Origin of the sequence: Billgrantia desiderata, assembly GCF_900108215.1 — a bacterium.
Taxonomy (GTDB): domain Bacteria; phylum Pseudomonadota; class Gammaproteobacteria; order Pseudomonadales; family Halomonadaceae; genus Halomonas; species Halomonas desiderata.
Genome location: NZ_FNVC01000002.1, coordinates 290,073 through 312,918, shown reverse-complemented (window position 1 = coordinate 312,918; position 22,846 = coordinate 290,073). Strand labels below are relative to the sequence as shown.

Annotated in this window: 25 protein-coding genes and 3 tRNA genes; 13 read left to right on the top strand and 15 right to left on the bottom strand. The window is 63.7% G+C overall.

The window, feature by feature from the left end; translation table 11 throughout:
- Nucleotides 1–55: 55 nt before the first annotated feature.
- The 5 genes from pgsA to nadB all read left to right on the top strand — a co-directional run bounded on the left by pgsA (nucleotide 56) and on the right by nadB (nucleotide 2,739).
- Nucleotides 56–604 (top strand): CDP-diacylglycerol--glycerol-3-phosphate 3-phosphatidyltransferase, encoded by a 549-nt coding sequence (gene pgsA, locus C4S71_RS03825; RefSeq protein WP_086508806.1) that lies wholly within the window; start codon nucleotides 56–58, stop codon nucleotides 602–604.
- A gap of 71 nt (nucleotides 605–675) precedes the next feature.
- Nucleotides 676–750 (top strand) — tRNA-Gly (locus C4S71_RS03820).
- 101 nt (nucleotides 751–851) lie between these two features.
- A tRNA-Cys gene (locus C4S71_RS03815) sits at nucleotides 852–925 on the top strand.
- 40 nt (nucleotides 926–965) lie between these two features.
- A tRNA-Leu gene (locus tag C4S71_RS03810) sits at nucleotides 966–1,052 on the top strand.
- A gap of 88 nt (nucleotides 1,053–1,140) precedes the next feature.
- On the top strand, nucleotides 1,141–2,739 hold the full coding sequence (gene nadB / locus C4S71_RS03805; RefSeq protein ID WP_103968258.1) for an L-aspartate oxidase: 1,599 nt from the start codon (nucleotides 1,141–1,143) through the stop codon (nucleotides 2,737–2,739).
- A 31-nt stretch (nucleotides 2,740–2,770) separates the two neighbouring features.
- Here the strand turns inward: nadB and C4S71_RS22270 are convergent, their stop codons facing one another.
- Both C4S71_RS22270 and C4S71_RS03795 read right to left on the bottom strand, forming a co-directional pair.
- Nucleotides 2,771–3,163, bottom strand: a complete 393-nt coding sequence (locus tag C4S71_RS22270) for a hypothetical protein (protein WP_146064580.1) — start codon at nucleotides 3,161–3,163, stop codon at nucleotides 2,771–2,773.
- Complete coding sequence (locus C4S71_RS03795; protein WP_086508803.1) at nucleotides 3,123–3,416, bottom strand: FAD assembly factor SdhE; 294 nt, start codon at nucleotides 3,414–3,416, stop codon at nucleotides 3,123–3,125. Before C4S71_RS03795 ends, C4S71_RS22270 begins: the two co-directional genes overlap by 41 nt.
- Before the next feature lie 203 nt (nucleotides 3,417–3,619).
- On the opposite strand from C4S71_RS03795, the gene C4S71_RS03790 reads away from it, so the two are divergent.
- From C4S71_RS03790 to lapB, 3 genes are read left to right on the top strand one after another with little or no spacing between them, the layout of a single operon-like run.
- Complete coding sequence (locus C4S71_RS03790; protein ID WP_086508802.1) at nucleotides 3,620–3,916, top strand: integration host factor subunit beta; 297 nt, start codon at nucleotides 3,620–3,622, stop codon at nucleotides 3,914–3,916.
- Between the two features lie 27 nt (nucleotides 3,917–3,943).
- Nucleotides 3,944–4,249 carry a LapA family protein gene (locus tag C4S71_RS03785; protein ID WP_086508801.1) on the top strand — a complete coding sequence of 102 codons (306 nt, stop codon included), beginning with the start codon at nucleotides 3,944–3,946 and terminating at the stop codon, nucleotides 4,247–4,249.
- Nucleotides 4,250–5,437, top strand: a complete 1,188-nt coding sequence (lapB, locus tag C4S71_RS03780; RefSeq protein ID WP_086508800.1) for a lipopolysaccharide assembly protein LapB — start codon at nucleotides 4,250–4,252, stop codon at nucleotides 5,435–5,437.
- Between the two features lie 11 nt (nucleotides 5,438–5,448).
- On the opposite strand, the gene pyrF is transcribed toward lapB, so the two are convergent.
- Nucleotides 5,449–6,150, bottom strand: a complete 702-nt coding sequence (gene pyrF, locus C4S71_RS03775) for an orotidine-5'-phosphate decarboxylase (RefSeq protein ID WP_103968256.1) — start codon at nucleotides 6,148–6,150, stop codon at nucleotides 5,449–5,451.
- A 196-nt stretch (nucleotides 6,151–6,346) separates the two neighbouring features.
- Here pyrF and cfa point away from each other — a divergent pair, with 196 nt between their 5' ends.
- Together cfa and C4S71_RS03765 are read left to right on the top strand one after the other, a co-directional pair.
- A complete protein-coding gene (gene cfa, locus C4S71_RS03770; RefSeq protein ID WP_103968255.1) occupies nucleotides 6,347–7,498 on the top strand; it encodes a cyclopropane fatty acyl phospholipid synthase in 1,152 nt (383 codons plus the stop codon).
- A gap of 229 nt (nucleotides 7,499–7,727) precedes the next feature.
- Nucleotides 7,728–8,636 carry a GGDEF domain-containing protein gene (locus tag C4S71_RS03765; RefSeq protein WP_086508797.1) on the top strand — a complete coding sequence of 303 codons (909 nt, stop codon included), beginning with the start codon at nucleotides 7,728–7,730 and terminating at the stop codon, nucleotides 8,634–8,636.
- 9 nt (nucleotides 8,637–8,645) lie between these two features.
- On the opposite strand, the gene C4S71_RS03760 is transcribed toward C4S71_RS03765, so the two are convergent.
- On the bottom strand, nucleotides 8,646–9,257 hold the full coding sequence (locus tag C4S71_RS03760; RefSeq protein WP_086508796.1) for a hypothetical protein: 612 nt from the start codon (nucleotides 9,255–9,257) through the stop codon (nucleotides 8,646–8,648).
- Nucleotides 9,258–9,377: 120 nt separating this feature from the next.
- Between C4S71_RS03760 and C4S71_RS03755 the strand changes: the two genes are divergently transcribed.
- Nucleotides 9,378–9,716, top strand: a complete 339-nt coding sequence (locus C4S71_RS03755) for a 4a-hydroxytetrahydrobiopterin dehydratase (RefSeq protein WP_086508795.1) — start codon at nucleotides 9,378–9,380, stop codon at nucleotides 9,714–9,716.
- Nucleotides 9,717–10,904 carry an amino acid aminotransferase gene (locus tag C4S71_RS03750; protein WP_086508794.1) on the top strand — a complete coding sequence of 396 codons (1,188 nt, stop codon included), beginning with the start codon at nucleotides 9,717–9,719 and terminating at the stop codon, nucleotides 10,902–10,904.
- 48 nt (nucleotides 10,905–10,952) lie between these two features.
- Here C4S71_RS03750 and C4S71_RS03745 read toward each other — a convergent pair whose 3' ends face one another.
- Nucleotides 10,953–11,723, bottom strand: a complete 771-nt coding sequence (locus C4S71_RS03745; protein ID WP_200825223.1) for a Crp/Fnr family transcriptional regulator — start codon at nucleotides 11,721–11,723, stop codon at nucleotides 10,953–10,955.
- A gap of 147 nt (nucleotides 11,724–11,870) precedes the next feature.
- Here C4S71_RS03745 and C4S71_RS03740 point away from each other — a divergent pair, with 147 nt between their 5' ends.
- Entirely contained in the window at nucleotides 11,871–13,403 is a 1,533-nt protein-coding gene (locus C4S71_RS03740) for a uracil permease (RefSeq protein WP_086508793.1), read from the top strand.
- A 128-nt stretch (nucleotides 13,404–13,531) separates the two neighbouring features.
- Here C4S71_RS03740 and C4S71_RS03735 read toward each other — a convergent pair whose 3' ends face one another.
- The 10 genes from C4S71_RS03735 to folC all read right to left on the bottom strand — a co-directional run bounded on the left by C4S71_RS03735 (nucleotide 13,532) and on the right by folC (nucleotide 22,843).
- Nucleotides 13,532–14,005: a Spy/CpxP family protein refolding chaperone gene (locus C4S71_RS03735; protein ID WP_086508792.1), complete on the bottom strand. Its 474-nt coding sequence runs from the start codon at nucleotides 14,003–14,005 to the stop codon at nucleotides 13,532–13,534.
- Between the two features lie 83 nt (nucleotides 14,006–14,088).
- Nucleotides 14,089–15,399, bottom strand: a complete 1,311-nt coding sequence (locus C4S71_RS03730) for an MATE family efflux transporter (RefSeq protein WP_103968254.1) — start codon at nucleotides 15,397–15,399, stop codon at nucleotides 14,089–14,091.
- Between the two features lie 68 nt (nucleotides 15,400–15,467).
- Nucleotides 15,468–15,968 (bottom strand): PAS domain S-box protein, encoded by a 501-nt coding sequence (locus C4S71_RS03725; protein WP_103968253.1) that lies wholly within the window; start codon nucleotides 15,966–15,968, stop codon nucleotides 15,468–15,470.
- A gap of 122 nt (nucleotides 15,969–16,090) precedes the next feature.
- Nucleotides 16,091–16,675 carry a YceI family protein gene (locus C4S71_RS03720; protein ID WP_103968252.1) on the bottom strand — a complete coding sequence of 195 codons (585 nt, stop codon included), beginning with the start codon at nucleotides 16,673–16,675 and terminating at the stop codon, nucleotides 16,091–16,093.
- A 39-nt stretch (nucleotides 16,676–16,714) separates the two neighbouring features.
- Entirely contained in the window at nucleotides 16,715–17,269 is a 555-nt protein-coding gene (locus tag C4S71_RS03715; protein ID WP_103968251.1) for a cytochrome b, read from the bottom strand.
- Between the two features lie 155 nt (nucleotides 17,270–17,424).
- Nucleotides 17,425–18,621, bottom strand: a complete 1,197-nt coding sequence (locus tag C4S71_RS03710; protein ID WP_103968250.1) for an O-succinylhomoserine sulfhydrylase — start codon at nucleotides 18,619–18,621, stop codon at nucleotides 17,425–17,427.
- An 8-nt stretch (nucleotides 18,622–18,629) separates the two neighbouring features.
- Entirely contained in the window at nucleotides 18,630–20,153 is a 1,524-nt protein-coding gene (gene purF, locus C4S71_RS03705; protein WP_103968249.1) for an amidophosphoribosyltransferase, read from the bottom strand.
- 104 nt (nucleotides 20,154–20,257) lie between these two features.
- Nucleotides 20,258–20,821 (bottom strand): CvpA family protein, encoded by a 564-nt coding sequence (locus C4S71_RS03700; RefSeq protein ID WP_086508785.1) that lies wholly within the window; start codon nucleotides 20,819–20,821, stop codon nucleotides 20,258–20,260.
- Between the two features lie 4 nt (nucleotides 20,822–20,825).
- Nucleotides 20,826–21,536, bottom strand: coding sequence for an SPOR domain-containing protein (locus C4S71_RS03695; protein WP_200825222.1), 711 nt, complete (start codon nucleotides 21,534–21,536; stop codon nucleotides 20,826–20,828).
- 17 nt (nucleotides 21,537–21,553) lie between these two features.
- Nucleotides 21,554–22,843 (bottom strand): bifunctional tetrahydrofolate synthase/dihydrofolate synthase, encoded by a 1,290-nt coding sequence (folC, locus tag C4S71_RS03690; protein WP_103968247.1) that lies wholly within the window; start codon nucleotides 22,841–22,843, stop codon nucleotides 21,554–21,556.
- Nucleotides 22,844–22,846: the final 3 nt, after the last annotated feature.

Below are 22,846 nucleotides of genomic sequence, written 5' to 3'. Positions count from 1 at the left end.
CAGATAGAATGGGGCCTCTTCGGCTTTCCTGACCTTAGGCAAGGACCTCTCGTCAATGAACATCCCCAACATCCTGACGCTGGCAAGAATCGCCTTCATCCCGCTGCTGGTGGTGTTCTTCTACCTCCCCTACTCCTGGAGCATGCCGGTGGCGGCCGCCCTGTTCGCCCTGGCTTCCGTGACCGACTGGCTAGACGGCTACCTGGCCCGCCGCTGGGATCAGTCCACCCCGTTCGGCGCCTTTCTCGATCCGGTAGCGGACAAGCTGATGGTGGCCGTGGCCCTGGCGCTGCTGATCGAGCGCTTCGACAGTATCTGGCTGACCTTGCCGGCGCTGGTCATCATCGGCCGTGAGATCGTGATTTCGGCACTGCGCGAATGGATGGCCGAAATGGGCAAGCGCGGCAAAGTGGCCGTCTCCTGGCTGGGCAAGGTCAAGACCACATTGCAGATGGTCGCCCTGCTGCTGCTGCTGGCCTTTGCCCCCGGCACCCAGCTCTCGTTGCTGGGTGTCTTGACCCTGCATGCGGCCGCCATCATGACGCTCTGGTCGATGGTGATGTACCTGCGCGCCGCCTGGCCTCATCTATCCCGTGCCATGTAGCCTGACACCACCGAACGCCAACAAGTGATTGACACTAAGCGGCTTATCCGTATAATTCGCTCTCGAGTCGAGCGGGAATAGCTCAGTGGTAGAGCATCGCCTTGCCAAGGCGAGGGTCGGGAGTTCGAATCTCCTTTCCCGCTCCAATCTCTTGCGAGCCAAGCTCCAGGAGAGGCGGTATCGAGAGAGTCGTGAGCCGGCACGCCGGTCCGATCGATCTCCTTGCCGCGCCAATACGACTCCCAGAGGCTGGATGGCAGAGTGGTTATGCAGCGGACTGCAACTCCGTGTACGCCGGTTCGATTCCGACTCCAGCCTCCATTTCTTGTCCCCTTTCAGCTGCCTGCTCGAAAACCGTGCCGCCCGGATGGCGAAATTGGTAGACGCAAGAGACTTAAAATCTCTCGGTGGCAACACCGTGCCGGTTCGAGCCCGGCTCCGGGCACCAGGCTCTTCGCTATCCCGCTCTCATCCCTGTAACCTCAGGCACCTTTGAGCCAAGCTGGCTGATGCAACAGGCTTCAGCGAGAACCCGCATGGCCCCAAGCATACTGGCTCGTAGCGAACATGACATCCTGGTCATCGGCGGCGGTGTCGCCGGCCTGACCCTCGCCCTGCATGCCGCCGAGACGCGTCGCGTCACGCTGGTGCGTCCCGCCAGCGATGACCAGGGCGCCAGCCGCTGGGCTCAGGGCGGCATTGCCGCAGTGCTCTCCCCCCAGGACGACTTCGATGCCCACGTAGCGGATACGCTGGTAGCCGGCGACGGCCTGTGTGACGAGCGGGCCGTGCGCTTCACCGTCGAGCAAGGCCCGGGAGCCATCGAATGGCTGCTGTCGCTAGGCGTTCCCTTCACCCGCGACGACAGCCCCACGGCCAGCTACCCTTACCACCTGACCCGCGAAGGCGGACACGGCACGCGACGTATCATCCACGCCGAGGACGCCACCGGACGTGCCGTGCTGGATACCCTGAAGCGCCATGCCGAGGCGCATGCCGCCATCACGATCCGCGACGACCTGGTGGCCATCGATCTGCTGTCGGACACCGAGAGCCGCTGCCGCGGCGCACGCTGCCTGGACGAGCAAGGCCGGCTGCAGGAACTGGTGGCCAACGACACCGTACTGGCCACCGGCGGCGCCAGCGGCATCTATCGCCATGCCACCAGCCCGCACCCTGCCAGCGGCGAAGGCATGATGATGGCGGCCGAACTGGGCGCCGAGCTGATGAACCTCGAGTTCCAGCAGTTCCATCCCACCTGCCTCTACGATCCGGAGGGCCCGCCTTTTCTGATCAGTGAGGCGGTGCGCGGCGAAGGCGGGCGACTCTACAGCACCGACGGACGCCGCTTCATGCCGGAACTCGACGCCCGCGCCGAACTGGCACCGCGCGACATCGTCGCCCGCGCCATCGATGCCGAGATGCAACGCACCGGCTCACCCCATGTCTGGCTGGACGTGACACACCTGGGCGAAGCGGCCATCCGCCATCACTTCCCCACCATTCACGCCCACTGCCTGAGTCGTGGCCTGGACATCACCCGCCAGCCGATTCCCGTGGTGCCCGCCGCCCACTACAGCTGCGGCGGCATTGCCACCGACCTGGACGGATACTCCAGCGTGCCGCATCTGTATGCCATCGGGGAAGTGGCCTGCACGGGTCTGCACGGCGCCAACCGCATGGCCAGCAATTCGCTGCTGGAATGTCTGGTCTTTGCCCGCAGCTGCGCTGCAAGGCTGGCACACGCCGAGGCACCTGCCCTGGCGTCTCCAACGCCTGCGCCCTCGGGAAGTGAACCGATCGACGCGGAACGTGTTCAGCAATGGCGTATTCGCATGCGCAGCGTCATGAGCCAGCATGTGGCAATAGTGCGCCGCGACGAAGGGCTCGATGCCGCCGCCGGCGAACTGGACTCACTGATGCACGAAGTGCGAAACGCCATCGCCAATGCCGCTCCCAGCACGGCGCTGGCAAGTCTGTGGCATGCGCTCAGGCTGGCCCGCTTGACCGTCAAGGCGGCGCGCATGCGTCGCGAATCCCGCGGGCTGCACTACAACCCGGATTGCCCGGACCACGCCAAGACCGGCCTGACACCACAACCGTCGCGGCTGCATCTGCACGACTTGTCCCTCTGACGGGCGCCATCCTGCCGGCGCCCGACGCGTGTCATCGGGCCAGGGCGCGGCGCAGCTGACGCAACGCATCGCCGGGCGCACTGTCGGGCCACAGCCATGCCTTGCGTCCATTGAGTTCCAGGGCAATCAGCCAAGGGCCGAGATAATCGCAAGTCAACCTGACCGGCACCGCCTCGGCGACCGACTCGGGCTGCCATGTCCAACGCCAGTTGCCGGCCGCTTCCGGATGCATGTGCAAGACGCCACGCACTTGCCCGCGCCAGAGCCACCAAGCCAGTGGCAATAGCCACCCCACGGCCGGCACCGCCAGCCAGCTCGGCCCGAAGTGGAGCACACCCCCGGTGACCAGCACGGCCAGCAGGAACTGGCAGCACCACCCCAGTCTAGACGGGGCGATGCGGATCGTTGTCGGCGTTCTCGGCATGTTGCTGTATCAGCGTCACGATGCGCTGAAACTCCGGGGCGGGCGGCTCACGCCTCATCAGCCAGGCGAACAGATCCTGATCTTCCCCTTCGATCAAGGCTCGGTAGGCAGCCTGGTCGTCGCTGCCCAACTGGTCGTAGCAGTGCTCGAGGAAGGGAATCAGCAGCAGGTCGAGCTCCCACATTCCGCGCCGTGAATGCCAGTAGAGCCGCTTGCGCAAGGCTGCGGCATCGGGGGTGTTCGCTTCGCTCAACGTCGGCCTCGATGGTCTGAAAGAGTGGGCAACCAGTATACCGGACCCTCGAAAATACGGCAGCGCCTACCCTCAGAATGTGCGATTTCCTTGACCATGGTCGTAGTGCGTTGTTTTATCACGATTTGAGCAGTATGCTGAGGGTTAGAATAAGAATGCCGCCCAGTCCCACCGGACCGGGAATCGCCTGGAGAGATGACCCGATGACCAAATCCGAATTGATCGAGCAGATCGCCATGCGACAGCCCGAGCTTTCGATCAAGGAAGTCGAATCTGCGGTTCGCCTGATCCTCGATGACATCACCGACACCCTGGCCGAAGGCGGACGTGTCGAAATCAGGGGGTTCGGCAGTTTTTCCTTGCATTATCGAGAGCCGCGGGTAGGTCGTAACCCCAAGACCGGCGAGCCGGTCGCGCTGGAGGGCAAGTTCGTGCCACACTTCAAGCCTGGCAAGGAGCTTCGCGAGCAGGTCAATGCCAGCCGCGCCCTCGGCTATTAATCTTTCGAACTTACAAGGGATAGACACATGCGTTGGCTCAAAGGCCTGATCGTGGCCATCATTCTGCTGGCGGTCCTGCTTGTCGGCATCCTCTTTGCCGTCAACAACCAGCAGACGGTACCGCTGAACCTGATCTGGCTGGAGCTACCGGCAGTATCGCTCTCCGTCTGGCTCCTGGCCGCCCTGGTCAGCGGCGTCGTGCTGGGAATGCTGGCGATGACGGGAGTCTGGCTGCGGCTGCGCACTGCACTCTCCCGCGCCCAGCGGCTGAACCGTCAGCAGCGCAAGGAACTCGACCGGCTTCGCGTTCAGGAGCTCAAGGAACTGCCCTAAATGCCCGATGCCCTGCTGCTTGCCCTGCTGGTGGCTGCCGTTGCCATCGGCTGGTGGCTAGGCCGACGTGAGCGCCAGGGTAACCGCGATCCCGCGCCGCCGAACACGCTGTCGCGGGATTACTTCGTCGGCTTGAACTACCTGCTCAACGAGCAGCCCGACCGCGCCATCGAGACCTTCGTCAGCGCTCTCGAGGTCAACAGCGAAACCGTCGACACCCATATCACCCTGGGCAACCTCTTTCGCACCCGGGGCGAGGCCGACCGTGCCGTCAAGATTCACCAAAACCTGCTGGCCCGCCCCACCCTGACCGCACTGCAAAGCGACCAGGTACAGCTCGAACTTTCGCGCGACTTCCTGCACCTGGGGCTGTTCGACCGCAGCGAGCGCCTGCTTCAGCAGCTGATCCGCGATACCAGCCATGACGACATTCGACATGCCGCCAAGCGCCTGCTGGCAGATCTTTTCGATCGTGAAGGCGAGTGGCAGGCCGCCTTCGACGTCGCCTACCCCAACCTGATCCGCCAGCACGACGACGTGCGCCGTGCCGCAGCCCACTGGCTGTGCGAAATGGCCGATCAGGAGCGCCACTCGGCAAGTCCGGGCCTGGCTCGCAAGCATCTGCGTCGCGCGCTCTCCATCGACCCACGCTGCGTACGCGCCAACCTGCTGTTGTCAGCCCTTGCTCAGGATACCGGCCACTATCGCGAGGCCATTCGCATACTCATGCGCATTCCCGATCAGGATCTGGACATGATGCCGATCGTGCTCGAACCACTGCACCATGCCTATCGCATGCTCGACGACGAGTCCGGTCTGGTATCTTGCCTCGAGGAGCTGCTGGAGCGCGCCCACGTCACCAGCCTGATCATTCTGCTGGCCGAAACCCAGCGCAGAAGACTCGGCATGCAGGTGGCCATCGATCTGGTCAGCGAACAGCTCAACCGTGCCCCCAGCCTGGGCGCGCTCGATTACCTGCTGGATCTCTATCAGCACCAGCAGCAGGAGCGTGGTGCGCCCGACAACAGGCTGCAGCTGCTCAAACAGCACACCCATGCCCTGCTGGCGGTTCGTCCACGCCATCGCTGCCAACGCTGCGGCTTCGCCGGCCAGCCGCTGCATTGGCAGTGCCCCAGCTGTCGCAGTTGGGGCACCACTCGCCCCATCACCGGCATCGAGGGGGAGTGAGCGCCCGGGCCTCAGCCTGCCGCCAGTTCCTGCTCGATGGCCTGCAGCGCCGCCATGGGGTCCTGCGCCTGAGTGATCGGCCGACCGATCACCAGGTGCGTGCTTCCCGCCGCCATGGCCTCGGCCGGAGTCATCACGCGGCGCTGATCGCCATGCTCGGCACTGCGTGGCCTGATGCCTGGCGTCACCTTGAGAAAATCGGTGCCACACAGCTGCCGCAGCCTGGTCGATTCCTGAGCCGAGCAGACCACGCCATCCAGGCCGCACTCGCGGGTCAGCAGGGCCAGACGCTCGACGTGTTCCGCCGCCGGCGCGGCAACGCCAACCTCGGCGAGATCCTCACCCGTCATGCTGGTCAGCACCGTCACCGCGATCAGATGCGTCCCGAGGCCGTGGCGGTCGAGCCGCTCACGCGCCGCCTCCATCATGCGCCGCCCACCGCTGGCATGCACGTTGACCATCCACACGCCCTGCTCGGCAGCGGCCTGCACGGCCCCGGCAACGGTGTTGGGAATGTCGTGGAACTTCAGATCGAGAAAAAGCTGAAAACCACGCCCGTGGAGCGCCTCGATGATCTCCGGGCCGCTGCGGGTGAACAGCTCCTTGCCCACCTTGAGGCGACAGCGCGCAGGGTCGAGCCGGTCGGCCAGACACAGGGCGGCATCGAGGGAAGAGTGATCGAGGGCGATGATCAGCGGTGAATCACAGGACACGTTACAGCACTCCGACGACGAGTTGAGCGGCGATTATACCAGCCTGGAAGCGTTAACCCTTCTTCGCCGCGTGGGCTATCTTCTGAACTATGCTCTTGCCTAATGCAGGCCCTTGCGATTGCACGGCAAATCCTGCCATGTGGCGATTCAGGTGACGACAACGACCAAGCCCTAAATCGATGGACCGGAGGAATCCATGACAATCGAACAACGCATTGGTCCCATCTCCCTGCCTGACAACCGTACCCGGCGAATGCTCACTACCCTGCTGGCGGGGTCGGGAGTGACCCTGAACGGCGATGCCCCGTGGGATCCTCAGATCTATCATCCCGACTTTTGCTCGCGCATTTTGCGCCAGGGCTCCCTGGGGCTGGGAGAGTCCTACATGGACGGCTGGTGGGAGTGCGAAAGCCTCGACGAACTGGCCTGCCGCCTGCTCCGACACGGCCTCGGCGAACGCGCCCGTCCAACCACCGATCGCATCATGTACCGGCTGCAGGCGGGGCTGCTCAATCTGCAGAGCAAGGCTCGCGCTTACATGGTCGGCGAAGCCCATTACGATCTCGGCAACGATCTCTTCGAGCGCATGCTCGACCCGACCATGTGCTACTCCTGTGGTTACTGGAAAGAGGCCACCACGCTTCACGAGGCACAGCTCGCCAAGCTCGAACTGGCCTGCCGCAAGCTGGAGCTGCGTCCCGGCATGCACGTGCTGGACATCGGCTGCGGCTGGGGCAGTTTCGCCGAGTATGCGGCCCGCCACCATGATGTTTCCGTCACCGGGATCACCATATCCCGCGAGCAGGCGGAGCTGGCCCGGCAGCGCTGCACCGGATTGCCCGTCGAGATTCGCCTCATGGATTACCGCGAACTCGAAGGATGCTTCGACCGCATCGTCTCCATCGGCATGTTCGAGCATGTCGGCCACCGCAACTATGCTACCTATTTCCACACCGTGGAGAAGTTACTGGCCGACACGGGCCTCTTCCTGCTGCATACCATCGGCTCGAACAGCTCCGAGATCACCGTCGACCCCTGGATCGACCGTTATATCTTCCCCAACGGCGTGCTGCCCTCGGCACGACACATCGCCGACGCCAGCGAAGGCCTGCTGTTGCTCGAAGACTGGCACAACTTCGGCCCTGACTATGACAAGACGCTGATGGCCTGGCGCAACAACTTCGATGCCCGTTGGCACGAGATAGCCGACCGTTACTCCAAGCGCATCGAACGCATGTTCCGCTACTACCTGTCGGTATGTGCCGGCGCCTTTCGCGCGCGCGACATCCAGCTCTGGCAAGTGGTGTTTTCCCGCGGGCGCAGCGAGAGATACGACGCGCCGCGCTGAGAGAACGGCATACGGTCAAGGATGGCTTACAAAACGTATGGGCAATTTCTTACAACCTTAGACAGGTGATTTACCCACTGTTACATCGTATATTAGGGCCTTCGCCAAACGGCTCTACCCCGATGCAGGCGCTCGTCGCGCTGCCATCCTACCTGAGGCACTACGCCGAGCCGTTATATAACAACAGCTTGTTTGCAATGTATGCAGCAGGAAACCAAGGGACACCCGCATGCCTCACGACAATGCCATGACGGGTGGGGGGCTGAATGAGCCGATCGGCATGCACGATTTCGCTGAACGCCTGCCTGGCGTCATCTTTCAGTTTCATCGTGACCCAACCGGTCACATGCACTTCCCCTACCTGGCCGGAAGCGGCACCAGCCTGCCTGGCATCGACCGTCACGCTCTGAGCCAGGATGCGCGTCACATGCTCGACCGCCTGGATGCGGAGGACCATCCTCGTGTCATGGCCGCCATCGAGCGCTCGGCGCGTTGGCGCATTCCCATTGCCACCAAGTTTCGCATCCGCCTCTCAGGGCGCCGCTATCGTTGGGTCGCGCTGCGCGCCCAGCCCGAAGACTCGGCAACCGGCGTGCTCTGGCATGGCCTGATGATCGATATCACCGAACAGATGGCCGAAGAGGCAAGGCTGCGCAAGCTCTCGGATACCGACGACCTGACCGGACTGGCCAATCGTCGGCGTCTGATGTCGCGCCTGGACGAGGAGATCGCCAGGAGCAACCGGCACGGTAGCCCGCTGTCGTTGATGCTCATCGACCTGGATCACTTCAAGCGGGTCAACGACACCTGGGGCCATCTCCAGGGCGATCAGGTGCTCGCCGAATTCGCGACCCTGTGTCATGACCTGCTACGCGAGGAGGACGTCATCGGCCGCCTGGGGGGCGAAGAGTTCGCCGTGGTCCTGCCGCTGACCCCACTGGTCGCCAGCGGCCCCCTCGCCGAGCGCCTGCGTAGCGAGATTGCCGAGTACGACTTCGGCATCTCGTCCGGTCAGCTCACCGCCAGCATCGGTCTTGCCGAGTACCGCCTGGGAGAGCCGAGAGACGCCTTGATCGAGCGGGCCGACCGCAGTCTCTATGCCGCCAAGCGTCAAGGGCGCAATCGCGTCGTCAGTTGAGGCTTGTATTCAGTTGGCGCTACGTCGCTTTTGCCACCAGCGCATCACGACATGCAGCGGCAGATAAAGCACGAGTGGCCAGGCCAAGGCCAGCAGTAGCAGGTACAGCAGCGGATCGGCCCACTGCTGTTGGGTGCCAAAAGGTCCGTGCACCCAGTTGATGTTGCGCTCGGGCTCGGTGAACAGATAAGTGAGCGGCAGCAGCAACCAGGTCAGCAACGTCTGCCATCTCAGGGCGCGCGGATCATAGCCCAGCTTCAGCACGGCGTAGCCCGCGACCAGCGGCAAAATCAGATGATAGAGCGACAGCACCCTGGCCAGCCAGGGATGCTCGGGATCGAGCATATACTCGGTGCCGCCGATCGGATGTACCCCGGTCAACCAGGCCACGCCGACATCCAGTGTCCAGAAGGCCCCTACCAGCGCCACCGAGAGCCACTGCATCGACAGCAGCAGGCGGCTTTCCAGCCACAGGCCGACCAGGATCAGGAAGCTGGCGACATTGCACAGCCAGAAGTAGTTCTGCACGCCCAGCATCACGGCAAAGGCCGGCGCCCAGAACAGGATCCAACCGGTGAACAGTAGCTTGAGCCACAACGGCAAGGCGCTATGCTGATACATTGGCATCGACTCCCTGACGAGTCCCGTATCGATGGACCGGCCTCGGCTCGTATCCCACCCTTCACTACAGCGTAGCCATACAGTGACCAACCGTGGCCAAGCGCCTCAGGAGGACCCGGCATGACCCAGCTCTCGCGTCAGCCCTGCGAAGCCTGCCGCAACCACTCCCCCACCGTGTCGGAAGCGGAGATCAGGCTGTTCAAACCCGAGGTGCCCGAGTGGCAGATTGTCGAGCGCAATGGCATCATGCAGCTTGAGCGGGTCTTTACCTTCCCCGACTTTCGTCAGGCGCTGGCGTTCACCAATCGCGTGGGCGAGATTGCCGAGGCCGCTGGCCATCACCCGGCGCTGTTGACCGAATGGGGCAGGGTCACCGTGAACTGGTGGACCCACAAGATCAAGGGCCTGCATCGCAACGACTTCATACTTGCCGCCAGAACCGACGAGGTAGCGAAATAAATGTTCGAACATATTGAGCGGGTTCCCGGGGACGCCATCCTCGGCCTGATCGAGGCCTTCAAGAAGGACACCAATCCTCAGAAGGTCGATCTCGGCGTCGGTGTCTACAAGGACGCCCAAGGCAACACCCCGGTGATGCGCGCCGTCAAGGAAGCCGAGGCCCTGCTGCTCAAGAACGAAACCACCAAGACCTACATCGGCTCCCACGGCGCGCCCCAGTATGGCGAAGTGGTTCTGCCCATGGTACTTGGCCAGGACTCACCGGTGCTTGCCGCCAAGCGCGCCAGTGCCACTCAGTCTCCGGGCGGCACCGGCGCCCTGAGACTGGCCGCCGACTTTATCAGCACCCAGCTTCCCGGCAAGAGCATCTGGGTGAGCGATCCCACCTGGCCGAACCACCACGGCATCTTCAAGGCGGCGGGCATCGAGCTGCACAAGTACCCCTACGTCGACGCTGAAAACCGCCTCGATTTCGCGGGCATGCTGGCAGCCGTCAAGCAAATTCCCGCCGGCGACGTCATCGTGCTGCACGCCTGCTGCCACAATCCCACCGGCTTCGACCTGGACCGCGGGCAGTGGCAGCAGATTCTCGAAGTGGTACGCGAACGCAACCTGCTGCCGCTGATCGACTTCGCTTATCAGGGCTTCGGTGAAGGCCTCGACGAGGATGCCTACGGCGTGCGCCTGATGGCCGAAAACCTCGACGAGGTCATCATCACCAGCTCTTGCTCGAAGAACTTCGGCATCTACTGCGAGCGTACCGGCTGCCTGATCATGGTGGCGAAGAACAGCGAGCAGATGGAGAACGTACGCTCACAGGTGGCTATCGTGGCGCGCGAGAACTACTCCAACCCGCCGGCCCACGGCGGCGCCATCGTCAGTGAGATCCTGCACTCCGCCGAACTGGCCGCCCTATGGCGCGAGGAACTCACCGAAATGCGCGACCGCATCAATACCCTGCGGCGCGACTTCGTCGAGTCACTCAAGCCCTACGGACTCGACCAGAAATACGCCTGCGTGGCCGAGCAGCGCGGCATGTTCTCCTATACCGGGCTCAAGCCCGAGCAGGTCGACCGCCTGCGCGACGAGTTCGGTATCTACATGGTGCGCTCGGGTCGCGCCAACGTGGCCGGCTTCTCCCACGAGAACCTGCCCTACCTGGCCAAGGCCATCGCGGCCGTCAACTAGGCTGCACTCGCCGATATCGATGCCCCGGCTCAGGCCGGGGCATTGCGTTCAGGCGTCAGGGCCACGGTTCCCGTCAGCCTTCTTGGCATCGAACAGCGGACGCATGTTCTCGATCAGATAGCGGTCATCGAACCCCGCCTCTTGCTTCAGCGCCTCCAGATCGGGTATTTGCACCTGATAACGGTCGCGGAACACCAACCCATCGTCGTTCAGCGCGGTGAAAGTGCGGCTGACGTGCACCGGGCTGAGTCCCAGCAGATCCGCCAGGATCTCTTGAGACAGCGGCAGACGAAAACTCTCGCTGCCGTCGGCCTGGGTCTGCCTGAGGCGCTGAATCATCTCCAGAAGGAAGTGAGCCAGCTTCTGACGGGCATTGCGGCGGGCCAGATTGACCAGGCGCTCGGTGATCATCACCTGCTGGTGGCTGGCGATGGCGAACAGGATCGAGGTCAGAGTGAACGACTGGCGAAAGATATCGACGATATGGCGATGGGGAAAGAAGCAAACCTCACCATCCTCGACCATCTGAACGCCGGCCAGGCGCTGGGAGAAGGCGAACTCCCGCAGACCGATGATGTCGCCCGGCAGGTAGATCTCCAGGATCTGCCGAGTCCCGTTTTCCAATTCGCGGTAGGAGAATGCCCAGCCATGCTTTAGCGTGCAGAACTCATGAGCCTCGTCTCGCTCTTCCCACAAGACAGTACCGGCCCGTAACGGCGTAGCGCTATCTTCCAGCCGGGCCAGCAGCATGACGTCCTCGTCTGACACCGGGTGGTAATAACGGAAGTGGCGAACGACACAGCTCTCCTCTGAGCTCATCGGTATTTCTCCTCTCCAGACGCCTATGAACATGGACACTCAGAACCGTTACAGCAGTATACGACAAAGGCAGTCTTGACCGATCAGTCAGACTCAGGCCAGACTGAACACGCCTTGTATACAAACCCAACTCATAAGAGGCTCACCATGGCGGCTTCCCCTGTGCACTATCCCTGGTACAAGAAGGAGGATACCGACGCCTTCTTCGCCCTTTTTCAAAACAATATCGCGAACTTCGTCATCATTGCGATCACCATGCTGGGTATGGGCTTCCCCGCCTCCATCGTCTTCGGCCAGGTGCTCCCGGGAGCCGCCGTCGCCGTGATGGTGGGTAACTTCTACTATGCCTGGAGCGCGGCCCGCCTGGCACGCAAGGAAAATCGCAGCGACGTCACCGCGCTCTCCTACGGTATTTCCACCCCGGTGATGTTCGTCTTCCTGTTCGGCGTGTTGCTGCCTGCCAAACAGCTCACCGGCGATGCCGCGCTGGCCTGGAAGGTTGCCGTGGCCGCCTGTTTCATCAGTGGTGCCATCGAGGCCGCCGTGAGTCTCATCGGCCGTTGGGTCCAGTACCACCTGCCCCGCGCGGCCATGCTCGGCGCCGTGGCCGGGGTGGCGCTGACCTTCATCGCCGGCGAGATGCTGTTCAAGACGTTGGAAATGCCGGTGATCGGCCTGCTGGTGCTGGCGATCATCATCGTCGGCCTGGTAGCCCGAGTCGCCATGCCGTTCCGCCTGCCTACCTCGCTGTTCGCCATCGTCCTCGGTACCGCCATGGCCTACCTGATCGGCGACGCCGGCGGCGAGCGATTCAGCGACGCCTTCACCCATCTCGGGTTCTACCCGTTGCTGCCCAACATGGCCTGGTTCGAGGGGCTGGGGCTGCTGTTCACCGGAATGTTGGCAGTGCTCACGGTGGTACTGCCGATCACGCTGTACAACGCCATCGAGACCATGAACAACGTCGAGGCGATGGAAGCCGCGGGCGACAAGTATGACGTGCGCGAATGCCAGGCCGTGGATGGAGCCGGCACCATGATCGGCGCGCTGTTCGGCGGCGTCTTCCCGACCACCGTCTACATCGCCACGGTTGGCGCCAAATGGATGGGGGCAGGACGCGGCTACAGCATTCTCAATGGCGCGGTCTACGCCTTGGCCACCATGTTCGGCCTGATCGCCGCCTTGGCGGCCATCATCCCGGTCTCGGTGGTTGCCCCTATCCTGGTCTTCGTCGGCATGTCGATGATCGCTACTGCTTTTCAGAGCAACGATACGCGCTACTATCCTGCCGTGGCGCTGGCCATGCTGCCCTACTTCGCCAACTACGTGATGACCCGCTTCAACAATGCCGCCGGCGAGACGGTCGCAGGCATATCGTCAGGTATCGTGCCGCTGGGCCAGGGGGCCATGTTCATGGCCATCCTCATCGGCGCCATGACCGTTTCGGTCATCGATCACCAGTTCCGCCGCGCCGCCGCTTTCGCTGGAGTCGCGGCCGCCTTCTCCTTCGTCGGCCTGATGCATGCGCCCAAGCTGGCCTTCAACGCCGCCTGGGACTTCACGTTGGGCTACCTGGTAATGGGCGCGCTGTTCCTCTACTTCGCCTGGCAGCAGGAGAAGCTGGCCACCCCATACTCAGCCAATTCCGCATCCAACCGCCAACCCTCTTCCGCCGATTGACGACGCCCCACTGGCCCTGCAACCAAAAAGCCCTGTCGAGTGACAGGGCTTTTTGCGCAGCAAGAAGCGCCTTCATGAGCGAAGCCGCTGTCTCAACTCGTCATCGACGAGCCTGCCAGGTCAGACAGTTACTGGATGGGCTGGGCGGGCTGTTCGCCACCCTGCTGCTGCATCTGATCCTGCAGGTCCTGCATCTGCTGCTGTTGCTGGGCAATCGCCTCATCCAGACGCTGACGCTGCTCATCGGTGAACACCGCCTCGATACGGGACTGCAGCAGTACCGTCTCGGCAGTAATCTCACCGGTCAGGTCGCCAAGCCGCGCAGCATCCTGGCGGATGGCATTCTCATCGAAATCGGGGCCAACGTACTCACCGAGACGCGCCTGCAGCGCCTGAGCCTCCTGCTCCTTGGGTGCCAGCTGGCGCTCCGCCTCGTCGAGCAAGCCACGGATTTCCTGCTGCTGATTCTCGTCCAGATCGAGCAACTGGTCGAGCTGATCCACCTGGTCGCCCTGGGGCGGAGCCTGCATCTGCTGTGCTGCCGCAGCGCCAGCGATGCCCAGGGTGAGCGCGAGAGTTGCCACAAATTTGGTGAGCTTCATTGGTTACTCCATTCCATCAGAGTTGCTTTCATGGCTCGTGCCGGTCGAGCCACTACGTCCTTACCCTGACAGCATATAGCGCCTCAGGTTCGCTCACGAGCCAAAAGTTTCGACTCGGGCCGGCCATCCCACCCCCTTCGCACCAGTAAGCGTCGCATCAGCTGCCACGCCATCAGCCCTGCCAACACGTTCCCCAGCGCGGCTCCCATGGCCAGACCGGCAAGCCCACCGAGCCAGGCTCCCAACCACAGGCAGGGGAGATAACAAACGAACAGTCTTGCCGCCGACATCAGCATGGCCCTCAATGGCCAACCCAAGGCGTTGCCGGCAGAGACCACCAACATGCAGACGCCCAGCGCAGCGTAGCTTGGCAGCAGAAAGCGAATCAGCAAGGTAAGATCCCCGCGCACCGCCGGACTCCCGCCCAGCAGTTGCGCCAGCCACGGAGCCAGAAGCGCCAGCACCAGACCGAGCCCAAGCTGCCACACCACCACCACTCGCAGCGCCAGACGTATCAGCGCCCGAATTTGCGGCCAGTCGCCCGCACCGTAGCAACGACCCAGCCAAGGTGGCAACGACATGGTCATGGCCAGGACCACGACCAGAGCCAGCGTCTCGAGCCGGCTTGCCAATCCCCAGGCCGCCACCGAAGCTTCTCCCAGACCGGCCACCACCGAGATGGCGAGCATCGCCGCCAATGGCGGCATCAACTGACCGATCATGGCGGGTCCGGCGATACCGATGAAGGGACGCGCCGAAACCACCAGCTCTTGCTTGAGTCCGCTTCGCGAAAGCCAGTCGTTGTGACGCAACCGCCCTGCCACGACCAGCAATCCGCAGCCAAAGGCTATGGCAGTGGCCCAGGCCGCCCCCGGAAGCCCGAGCCCCGACCAGGGGCCGACACCGAAGATCAGCAAGGGATCGAGCACCAGGTTGGCCAGGCTGGTGACCACCATCATCTTGCCGGGAAGGCGCGTATCGCCGTGAGCGCGGAACAGGCTGTAGATGAAATAGAGCACCGCCCCCAGCCAGGCCGCAAACAGCTGAGGCGCCCAGTAGGCGCGAATCAGCGGCAGCGTTGTCACATCGGCCCCAAGGCGGGTGAAGATCGGCACCTGGGCCCACCACAGCACGATGGCCAGCAGCGCTATGGTCACGCTGCCCACCGACACCACCAGAGTTCCCAGGCGTCGTGCCCGTGCGACCTCTCCGGCACCCAGTGCTCGTGAGATCAGGGCGGCGATGGCAATGCCAAGCCCCACCTGCACGCCGATGATGAGAAAGGTCAGCGGAAAAGTGAACGACTGGGCGGCCAAGGGCGCCGTGCCCAGGCGAGCCACGAAGGCACTGTCCACCAGTTGGAAGCCCAACAGTGCCAGCACGCCAATGGTCATCGGCCAGGTCTGGCGCCATAGCACCGGACCAAGGCGCAGCGTGGGCCCGTTGGGCGATGAACGAGTCGTCACTGCAGCTGCGACTCCGTATCTGCAAGGCGGGACGATACCCCGGTAGAGGATGCCGCGACCGTGGCATCGATACGAACATCGACACAGAACATGACAGGATTCTCGGTGAACTCATCGAACATGACATGATAGGAATAGACAGGAACCGGACGCCCCTGCTTGTCTTGCAATACCAGACGCCCCGATGGTATCGACCGGCCCTCGTACAACCAGGCAGAGTGCAGGCGAACCACATCCGCTTTCATCGCATCGGGTATGATGAGCTCTTCGAGCCTTCGCCCTACGGCCTCTTCGGTGCGGTAACCGTAGAGCAGCACGCTCTCTTCATTCCAGTAGATCACTCGCCTGTCGCGGTCGTAGCCCTGAACGGCGATGTTGGGCAGCTCTTCCAATAGCGCGCGAAAGCGCTTGTCTCCCGGGCGAGCCTTGCCACCCAGGCCCAACAGATGTTCGACAGCATGCCAAAGGCGACGCAACGAGGGGAAATGAGCAGCCATGGCAGACTCCAGCAGCAGCGAGGGATCACAGGGGCCTGCATGGTAGCCGATATTCAGGTGTATTACCGGCCCCCCGGCTCATGGCCGGGAGGCTCAGCGATCGGGTGAGAGCCGTCGCAGCGTTACTGGCGCACGCCCTCGAAGGTGACGTAAAGCTCAAGCTCTTCCATCACTTCGGGGAAATCGCTCATGTCGATGCCGAAATCGGCCAGCGTCAGCATGGTCGAGCCTTCGAAACCGGCCCGATAGCTGCCCCAGGGATCCTCACCTTCACCGACCAGAGTGACCGGCATCTCGATTTCGCGCGTCTCGCCCTTGAGGGTAAGCTCGCCGGTCAGCACGCCTTCGTTGTCACCGGTGGGCTCGAAGCCGGTGGAAACGAAGGTCGCAGTCGGGTAGTCGCCGGCGCTGAGGAAGTCGTCGCTCAGGAAGTGGCGATCACGCTCGGCGTGGTTGCTGTTGAGGCTGTTGACCTGCACTTCCATCTCGACGCTGGACGCTCCGAGGTCCTCGGGGTCGTAATAAAAACGACCTTCGAACTCCTCGAAGTTGCCGAGGATGTATGAGTAGCCGAGGTGGTTGATCTTGAACTGAATGAAGGCATGCTGGCCTTCGGTATCCACGACGTACTCTGCCGCCAGGGCTTGGCCAGCCGTGGCCAGGGCAGCGGTGCTAAGGGCAGTAGCGAGTGCGGCTTTCTTGAACATGGGTCTCTCCTTGGTGATGGCGCCCGAAGGCGCAGACGTTCAACGGCGACGCGTACGTGCCGGGTTCAGCATACGCAAGACGGTATCGTGACGATCGATGAAGTGATGCTTCAGGGCGGCCATGGTATGGCCTGCCGCCAACAGCATCAGGGCCAGAGCGCTGTACCAGTGAATGTCACCGGCAATGCTCGCCTGGTTGGGCAGGCCGCTGATCAACGCCGGCACCTCGAACCAGTCGAATACGCTGATACCACGCCCGCGGGCAGTGGAGATCAGGTAGCCGCTGATCATGACCGTAAGCATCAGAACGTAGAGCGCGATATGACCGAGGTGGGCCGCGATGCGCTCGAAACGACTGCCCTGAGCCTGAGGAGTCGGCTGAAACAGTCGCCATAGGATACGCAGCAGCGTGGCGAACAGCAGCAGCATACCGAGCGAGCGGTGCCACCAAGGCGCGAGATTATACCAGGGGTCGAAGTAGCCCAGTCCGGTCATCCACCAGCCGAGCACGAACAGGCCGACGATGGTCAGGGCACTGAGCCAGTGCAAGGCGATGCTGACCAGCCCCCAGCCTGTACGGGTGTTGCGCCACATCTCGTCGCTCCCCTTGAGCTTCGTTTTCGATGGAGGGCAGCATACCGCAGCGCATCATCCGCTTGCGCTGAAAAAAGCCGAACGCTTCGTTCGCAAAAATTGCCTGTACACCAGGAACAGGCCTGCCGCCCTCGCGGCGGCAGGCAACTTCCAGGTCAGATCAATGCATCGAGCCCGCGGGCCAGGTCGAGGCGAATGTCCTCGATCGACTCGAGACCTACCGCCACACGAATCAGGCCCTCGCTAATACCGGCCGCATCCTTCTGCGCCGGAGAGAGCCGCCCGTGAGTGGTGGTGGCAGGATGGGTGATGGTGGTCTTGACGTCGCCCAAATTGCCGGTGATCGACAGCATGTGCGTGGCATCGATGACCGACCAGGCCGCCTCACGCCCCCCCTTCACCTCGAAGCCCAGCACCGCCCCGTAGCCGGCCTGCTGCCGTCCGGCCAGCTCGTGCTGCGGATGGTCGGGCAGGCCGCTGTAATGCACACGCGCCACGGCCGGGTGTACCTGCAACCACTCGGCCAGCGCCTGGGCATTTCCACAGTGCGCCCGCATGCGCAGGCTTAGCGTCTCCAGTCCCTTGGTGAAGATCCAGGCGTTGAACGGACTCAGGCACGGACCGCAGGTACGCACCACGCCGAAGACCTCCTCGAGCTCCTTGTTGCGCCCCACCACGGCCCCGCCCACTGCCCTGCCCTGACCGTCGAGGTATTTGGTCGCGGAGTGGATCACTAGGTCGGCGCCCAGCGTCAGCGGCTGCTGCAATGCGGGCGTGAGGAAGCAGTTGTCGATGGCAAGCAGCGCTTCGTGACGGTGGGCGATTTCGGCCAACGCGGCGATGTCGACCACCTCCGAGAGCGGGTTGGAGGGCGTCTCGGCAAACAGCAGACGGGTGTTGGGCGTGATCGCCGCCTCCCAGGCCGCCAGGTCCGAGAGTTCGACGTAGCGAGTGATGATGCCCAGCTTGCCGAAGTATTTGTCGAACAGACTGACGGTGGAGCCGAACAGCGAGCGCGAAGCGACGATCTCGTCGCCGGCCTGCAGCAGGGCAAGCACCGTGGAGAGAATCGCGGCCATGCCGGAACTCGTCGCCACGCAGCGCTCACCGCCTTCGAGCGCCGCCAGGCGTCGCTCGAAGGTATGCACCGAGGGATTGGTGAAACGCGAATAGACGTTGCCCTGCTCCTCACCGCCAAACTTGCGCGCCGCTTCCGCGGCGCTGCCATAGACGAAGCTCGACGTGGGGAAGATCGGCTCGCCATGCTCCTGCTCGTGGGTACGCTGGTGGCCGGCACGAATCGCCAGAGTTTCCAGAGCCCAGGCCGGATCGGGTGTCGTCTCGTCGTGCATGGTGAGCCTCAGTCGTCGATGTCGTCATCCTGGTTGTGCATGCCCACCAGTGCGTGGGCGCCGACGCTCTGCTGCTGCTTGGCCGCGTCGTTGCGCGAGGCCTCGAGAGCCGACAGATAGCTGGCGTCGATGTCTCCGGTGATGTATCGACCATCGAAGACGGAGCAGTCGAACTGGTCGAGATTGGGATTGACCTCGCGGCAGGCGGCTTTGAGGTCGTCGAGATCCTGATAGAAGATGCGGTCGGCACCGATCAACTCGCCCACCTCGGTTTCGCTGCGACCGTGGGCAATCAGCTCGGAGGCCGCCGGCATGTCGATGCCATACACGTTAGGGTAGCGTACCGGTGGCGCCGCCGAGGCAAAATAGACCTTGTTGGCACCGGCCTCACGGGCCATCTGAATGATCTGCTTGCAGGTGGTGCCCCGCACGATGGAATCGTCCACCAGCAGTACGTTCTTGCCCTTGAACTCGACGCCGATGGCGTTGAGCTTCTGACGCACCGACTTCTTGCGCTGGGTCTGGCCGGGCATGATGAAGGTACGCCCGATGTAGCGGTTCTTCATGAAGCCTTCGCGATAGGTCACTCCCAGATGCTGTGCCAGCTCCAGGGCCGAGGTGCGCGAAGTATCGGGAATCGGGATCACCACGTCGATGTCGTGGTCGGGCCACTCGCTGCGAATGCGATCGCCCAGCTTGCGCCCCATCTGGATGCGGGTGCCGTAGACGTAGGCACCGTCGAGGATCGAGTCCGGGCGTGCCAGGTAGACATGCTCGAAGATGCAGGGTGCCAACAGCGGCGCATCGGCGCACGACTGGGTATGAATGTTGCCGTTCATATCGACGAAGATCGCCTCGCCCGGAGCCAGGTCGCGATGCAGCTCGAAGCCGCCCACGTCGAGCGCCACCGACTCGGAGGCGATCATCACCTCCTGGCCGTTGCCCTCGTCGCGGGTGCCGAACACCACCGGGCGAATGCCGTGGGGGTCACGGAAGGCCACCAGGCCGACGCCGTTGATGATCGCCACCGCGGCATAGCCGCCACGGCAGCGACGATGCACGCGGCGCACCGCATCGAAGATGTCACCAGGCGCGAGATGCAGCCCCTGCTTGCCCAGCTCATGGGCAAAGACGTTGAGCAGCACTTCCGAATCTGAGCTGGTATTGATGTGACGCAGGTCGGAGGTGAACAGCTCCTGCTTGATCTGCTCCGAGTTGGTCAGGTTGCCGTTGTGGGCCAGCGCGATGCCGTAGGGCGAGTTGACGTAGAACGGCTGCGACTCCGCCTCGCTCGAGGAACCTGCGGTCGGATAGCGCACATGGCCGATTCCCAGCTTGCCCTTCAGGCGTGCCATGTGGCGGGTGTGGAACACGTCGCGCACCAGCCCATTGCTCTTGCGCAGCAGAAAGCGGCCCTCGTTCCAGGTCATCATGCCAGCGGCATCCTGACCACGATGCTGCAGCACTGTCAGGGCGTCGTAGATCGCCTGATTCACGGTCTGCTTGGCCAGAAGGCCGACGATACCGCACATTCCACCTTACCTCGCTTGCAGGGTGCCGACCGCAGCCGGCTTGGAAAAAGCACTATTCAAAACAGTCGCACAGTGTGTCAAAACAGTCACACAGCGTGCGCCGGTCACAGGGCGCCCGGCTCGGGCTCGCCGGCATCGCGACGCTCGGGCAACGGCATGTTGCGCCAGGCCTCGGGGGCCTCGGGCACGCGCCCTTCCCAGGCCTCGAGCTGACTCACCGCCCAGTCGCGCATCTGCTCGAAGGTGGGACGAAGCTCGGCCTCCTGCCACGCCTGCAGCTGCGCCAGCGGCGTCAGGCTGATCAGGATGGTGGCCACCACCAGTACCGCCGCGCCGCGGGCAACACCGAAGCAGGCGCCGGCCACGCGATTGAAGAAGCCCATGCCCACCCACTCCACGGCGGCATGCACCATGCGGATGACGATCCCGCACAACAGCACCACGCCGAGGATGACCAGCACGAAGGCCAGCACCAGCCGGCCATCGGGGTTGTCGATCAGGCCTGAAAGCAGGTCGGCAACCGGCTCGGCAAGCAACCGTGCGGCCAGCAGCGCGATGATCCAGGCCGCCAGCCCCAGGCCTTCCCGCACCAGACCGCGCATGAAGCCAGCCAGCGTAGAAACGGCTAATACCGCAAGAAAGCCCCAGTCGATCCAGGTCAGCGTCATCGTTTCAATCTCTTACCCTGACCAGCAACCCTTGAAGGTTGGCACGTTCCTTCACCGTATTCATGGCCCGCTCGCCCGACTCCGAGGAATCGAAGGGACCCACGTATACGGTCGTCATGTTATTGTCGCGCCGCCGGCTATAGACGGGAAACCCCTCTTCCTCGAGCCGCGCCTGCAGGCGTTCGGCATTGCCTGCCTCACCGAAGCTGCCCACCTGCACGGCCCACTCGCCGCCGGGCGATGCGGTCGTGGCCGGTGGTGTCTGAGGCTCGGGGTTCGAGGCAGCCGGCGGGCTGCTTGCCACCCGCTCGGATGCCGCCTGGGCCAGATCGGCAATCGGATCCTGCCGTGGCGCTTCCGCCGGTGGCGCGCCGCTACTCGCTTCGCCCTGCTGAGCCGCCTCGCCCTGCTGAACCGCCACGGCCGGCTGCGGGTCGACTTGCGCTGCCGCGCCGGGCTCTACGCCTTCCAGGGGCAGCTGCGGTTCGGCCGGGGCCGGGCTGGTGCCGGGAGAGCGAATCTGGCCAAGGCTCTCCGGCGGCTGCGGATCGGGCACGTTACGCCGCTCCACCGGCACCGGCTGCTCGATGGTCAGTACCGGCTGGGGGCGCTCGTCGCGGGGAGCCGGTTCGTCGAACAGCATCGGCACAAAGATCACGGCCAGGGCGATCAGGATGACCGCCCCGCTGATTCGTTCGCGCATTCCGTATTTCATCATCCCCTCCTGCCCCGCTATGCCGCGTGTGCCTGCTTCCATGTCAGTATGGCGGCCACCATGAAGAAGGAGCCGCAGACCAGCACCCGATCATCGGCGGCCAACCGCTCGGCCAGCCACTCGGCGCCGATCTCTGGCGTTGCCGCCTGATAAGAGACCTTACCGCCATGCGCCTCGATACGCCTTGCCAGCTCCGACGCCTCGCGCGCACGTTCGCCACCCAGGGTGGCGGTCACCCACTCATCCGCCACGCTGTCCAACGCCTCTATCACCCCGTCGGCATCCTTGTCCGCGAGCATGCCCAGCAGCACCCAGGTGCGCCCACGACATGGCTGTGCCGCGAGCCGGCCCGCCAGGTAGCCAGCCGCATGCGGATTGTGGCCGACGTCCAGGCACCACTGCCCCAGCCATTGCATGCGACCCGGCACCCGCACGTCGGCCATGGCCGCTCGACAGCACCGCTCGTCGAGCACGATGCCGGCCGCCGCCAGGGCCTGCAGAGCCGTTGCGGCATTGTCCAGCGGCAACCCCGGGTCGGGCAAGCCATCAAGGCTTAGAATACCCCCTTGGGGTGCGGTTCCCTGCCAGTCGAAGCAGCCCTCTGCCGCAGCGGCCTGCCAATAGAAGTCGGGTCCCAGGGCGCTGACAGGCGCCCCACGCTCCCGGGCCGACTGACGCACGCTTGCGGGAAGCTCGCGGCTGCCCAGCACGGCCGGGCAACCGGCGCGCATGATGCCGGCCTTCTCGCGACCGATACCTTCGAGCTCATTGCCGAGAAAGGCCGCGTGGTCGAGGGCAATGGTAGTGATGACGGCGACATCGGCGTCGATGACGTTGACCGCATCGAGCCGGCCGCCCAACCCCACCTCGAGCACGGCGAGATCGGGGCGGCGCCGTGCGATCAGCCACAGAGCTGCCAGGGTACCGGCTTCGAAATAGGTCAGGCTGACGGGCTCTTCGGTCAGGCGCGCGGCTTCCACGGCCTCGAAGCCGGCGATCAGCGCAGCGTCGTCCGCTTCGTTGCCATCGAACCGCAGCCGCTCGTTGTAGCGCAGCAGATGCGGTGAGGTGTAGGCGGCCACTGAGAGGCCATGGGCGCGCGCCAGCGCCTCGATCATGGCGACGGTGGAACCCTTGCCGTTGGTACCGGCCACGGTGATGATGCGCGACGCCAGAGGCTCATCGAGCAGCGCCATACGGCGGGCCACCTCGGCCACCCTGTCGAGGCCGAGATCGATGCCCACCGGATGCACACGCTCCAGGTACTCGAGCCAGGCATCCAGCGTACGCGGTGTCGTCGCGGGCATCAC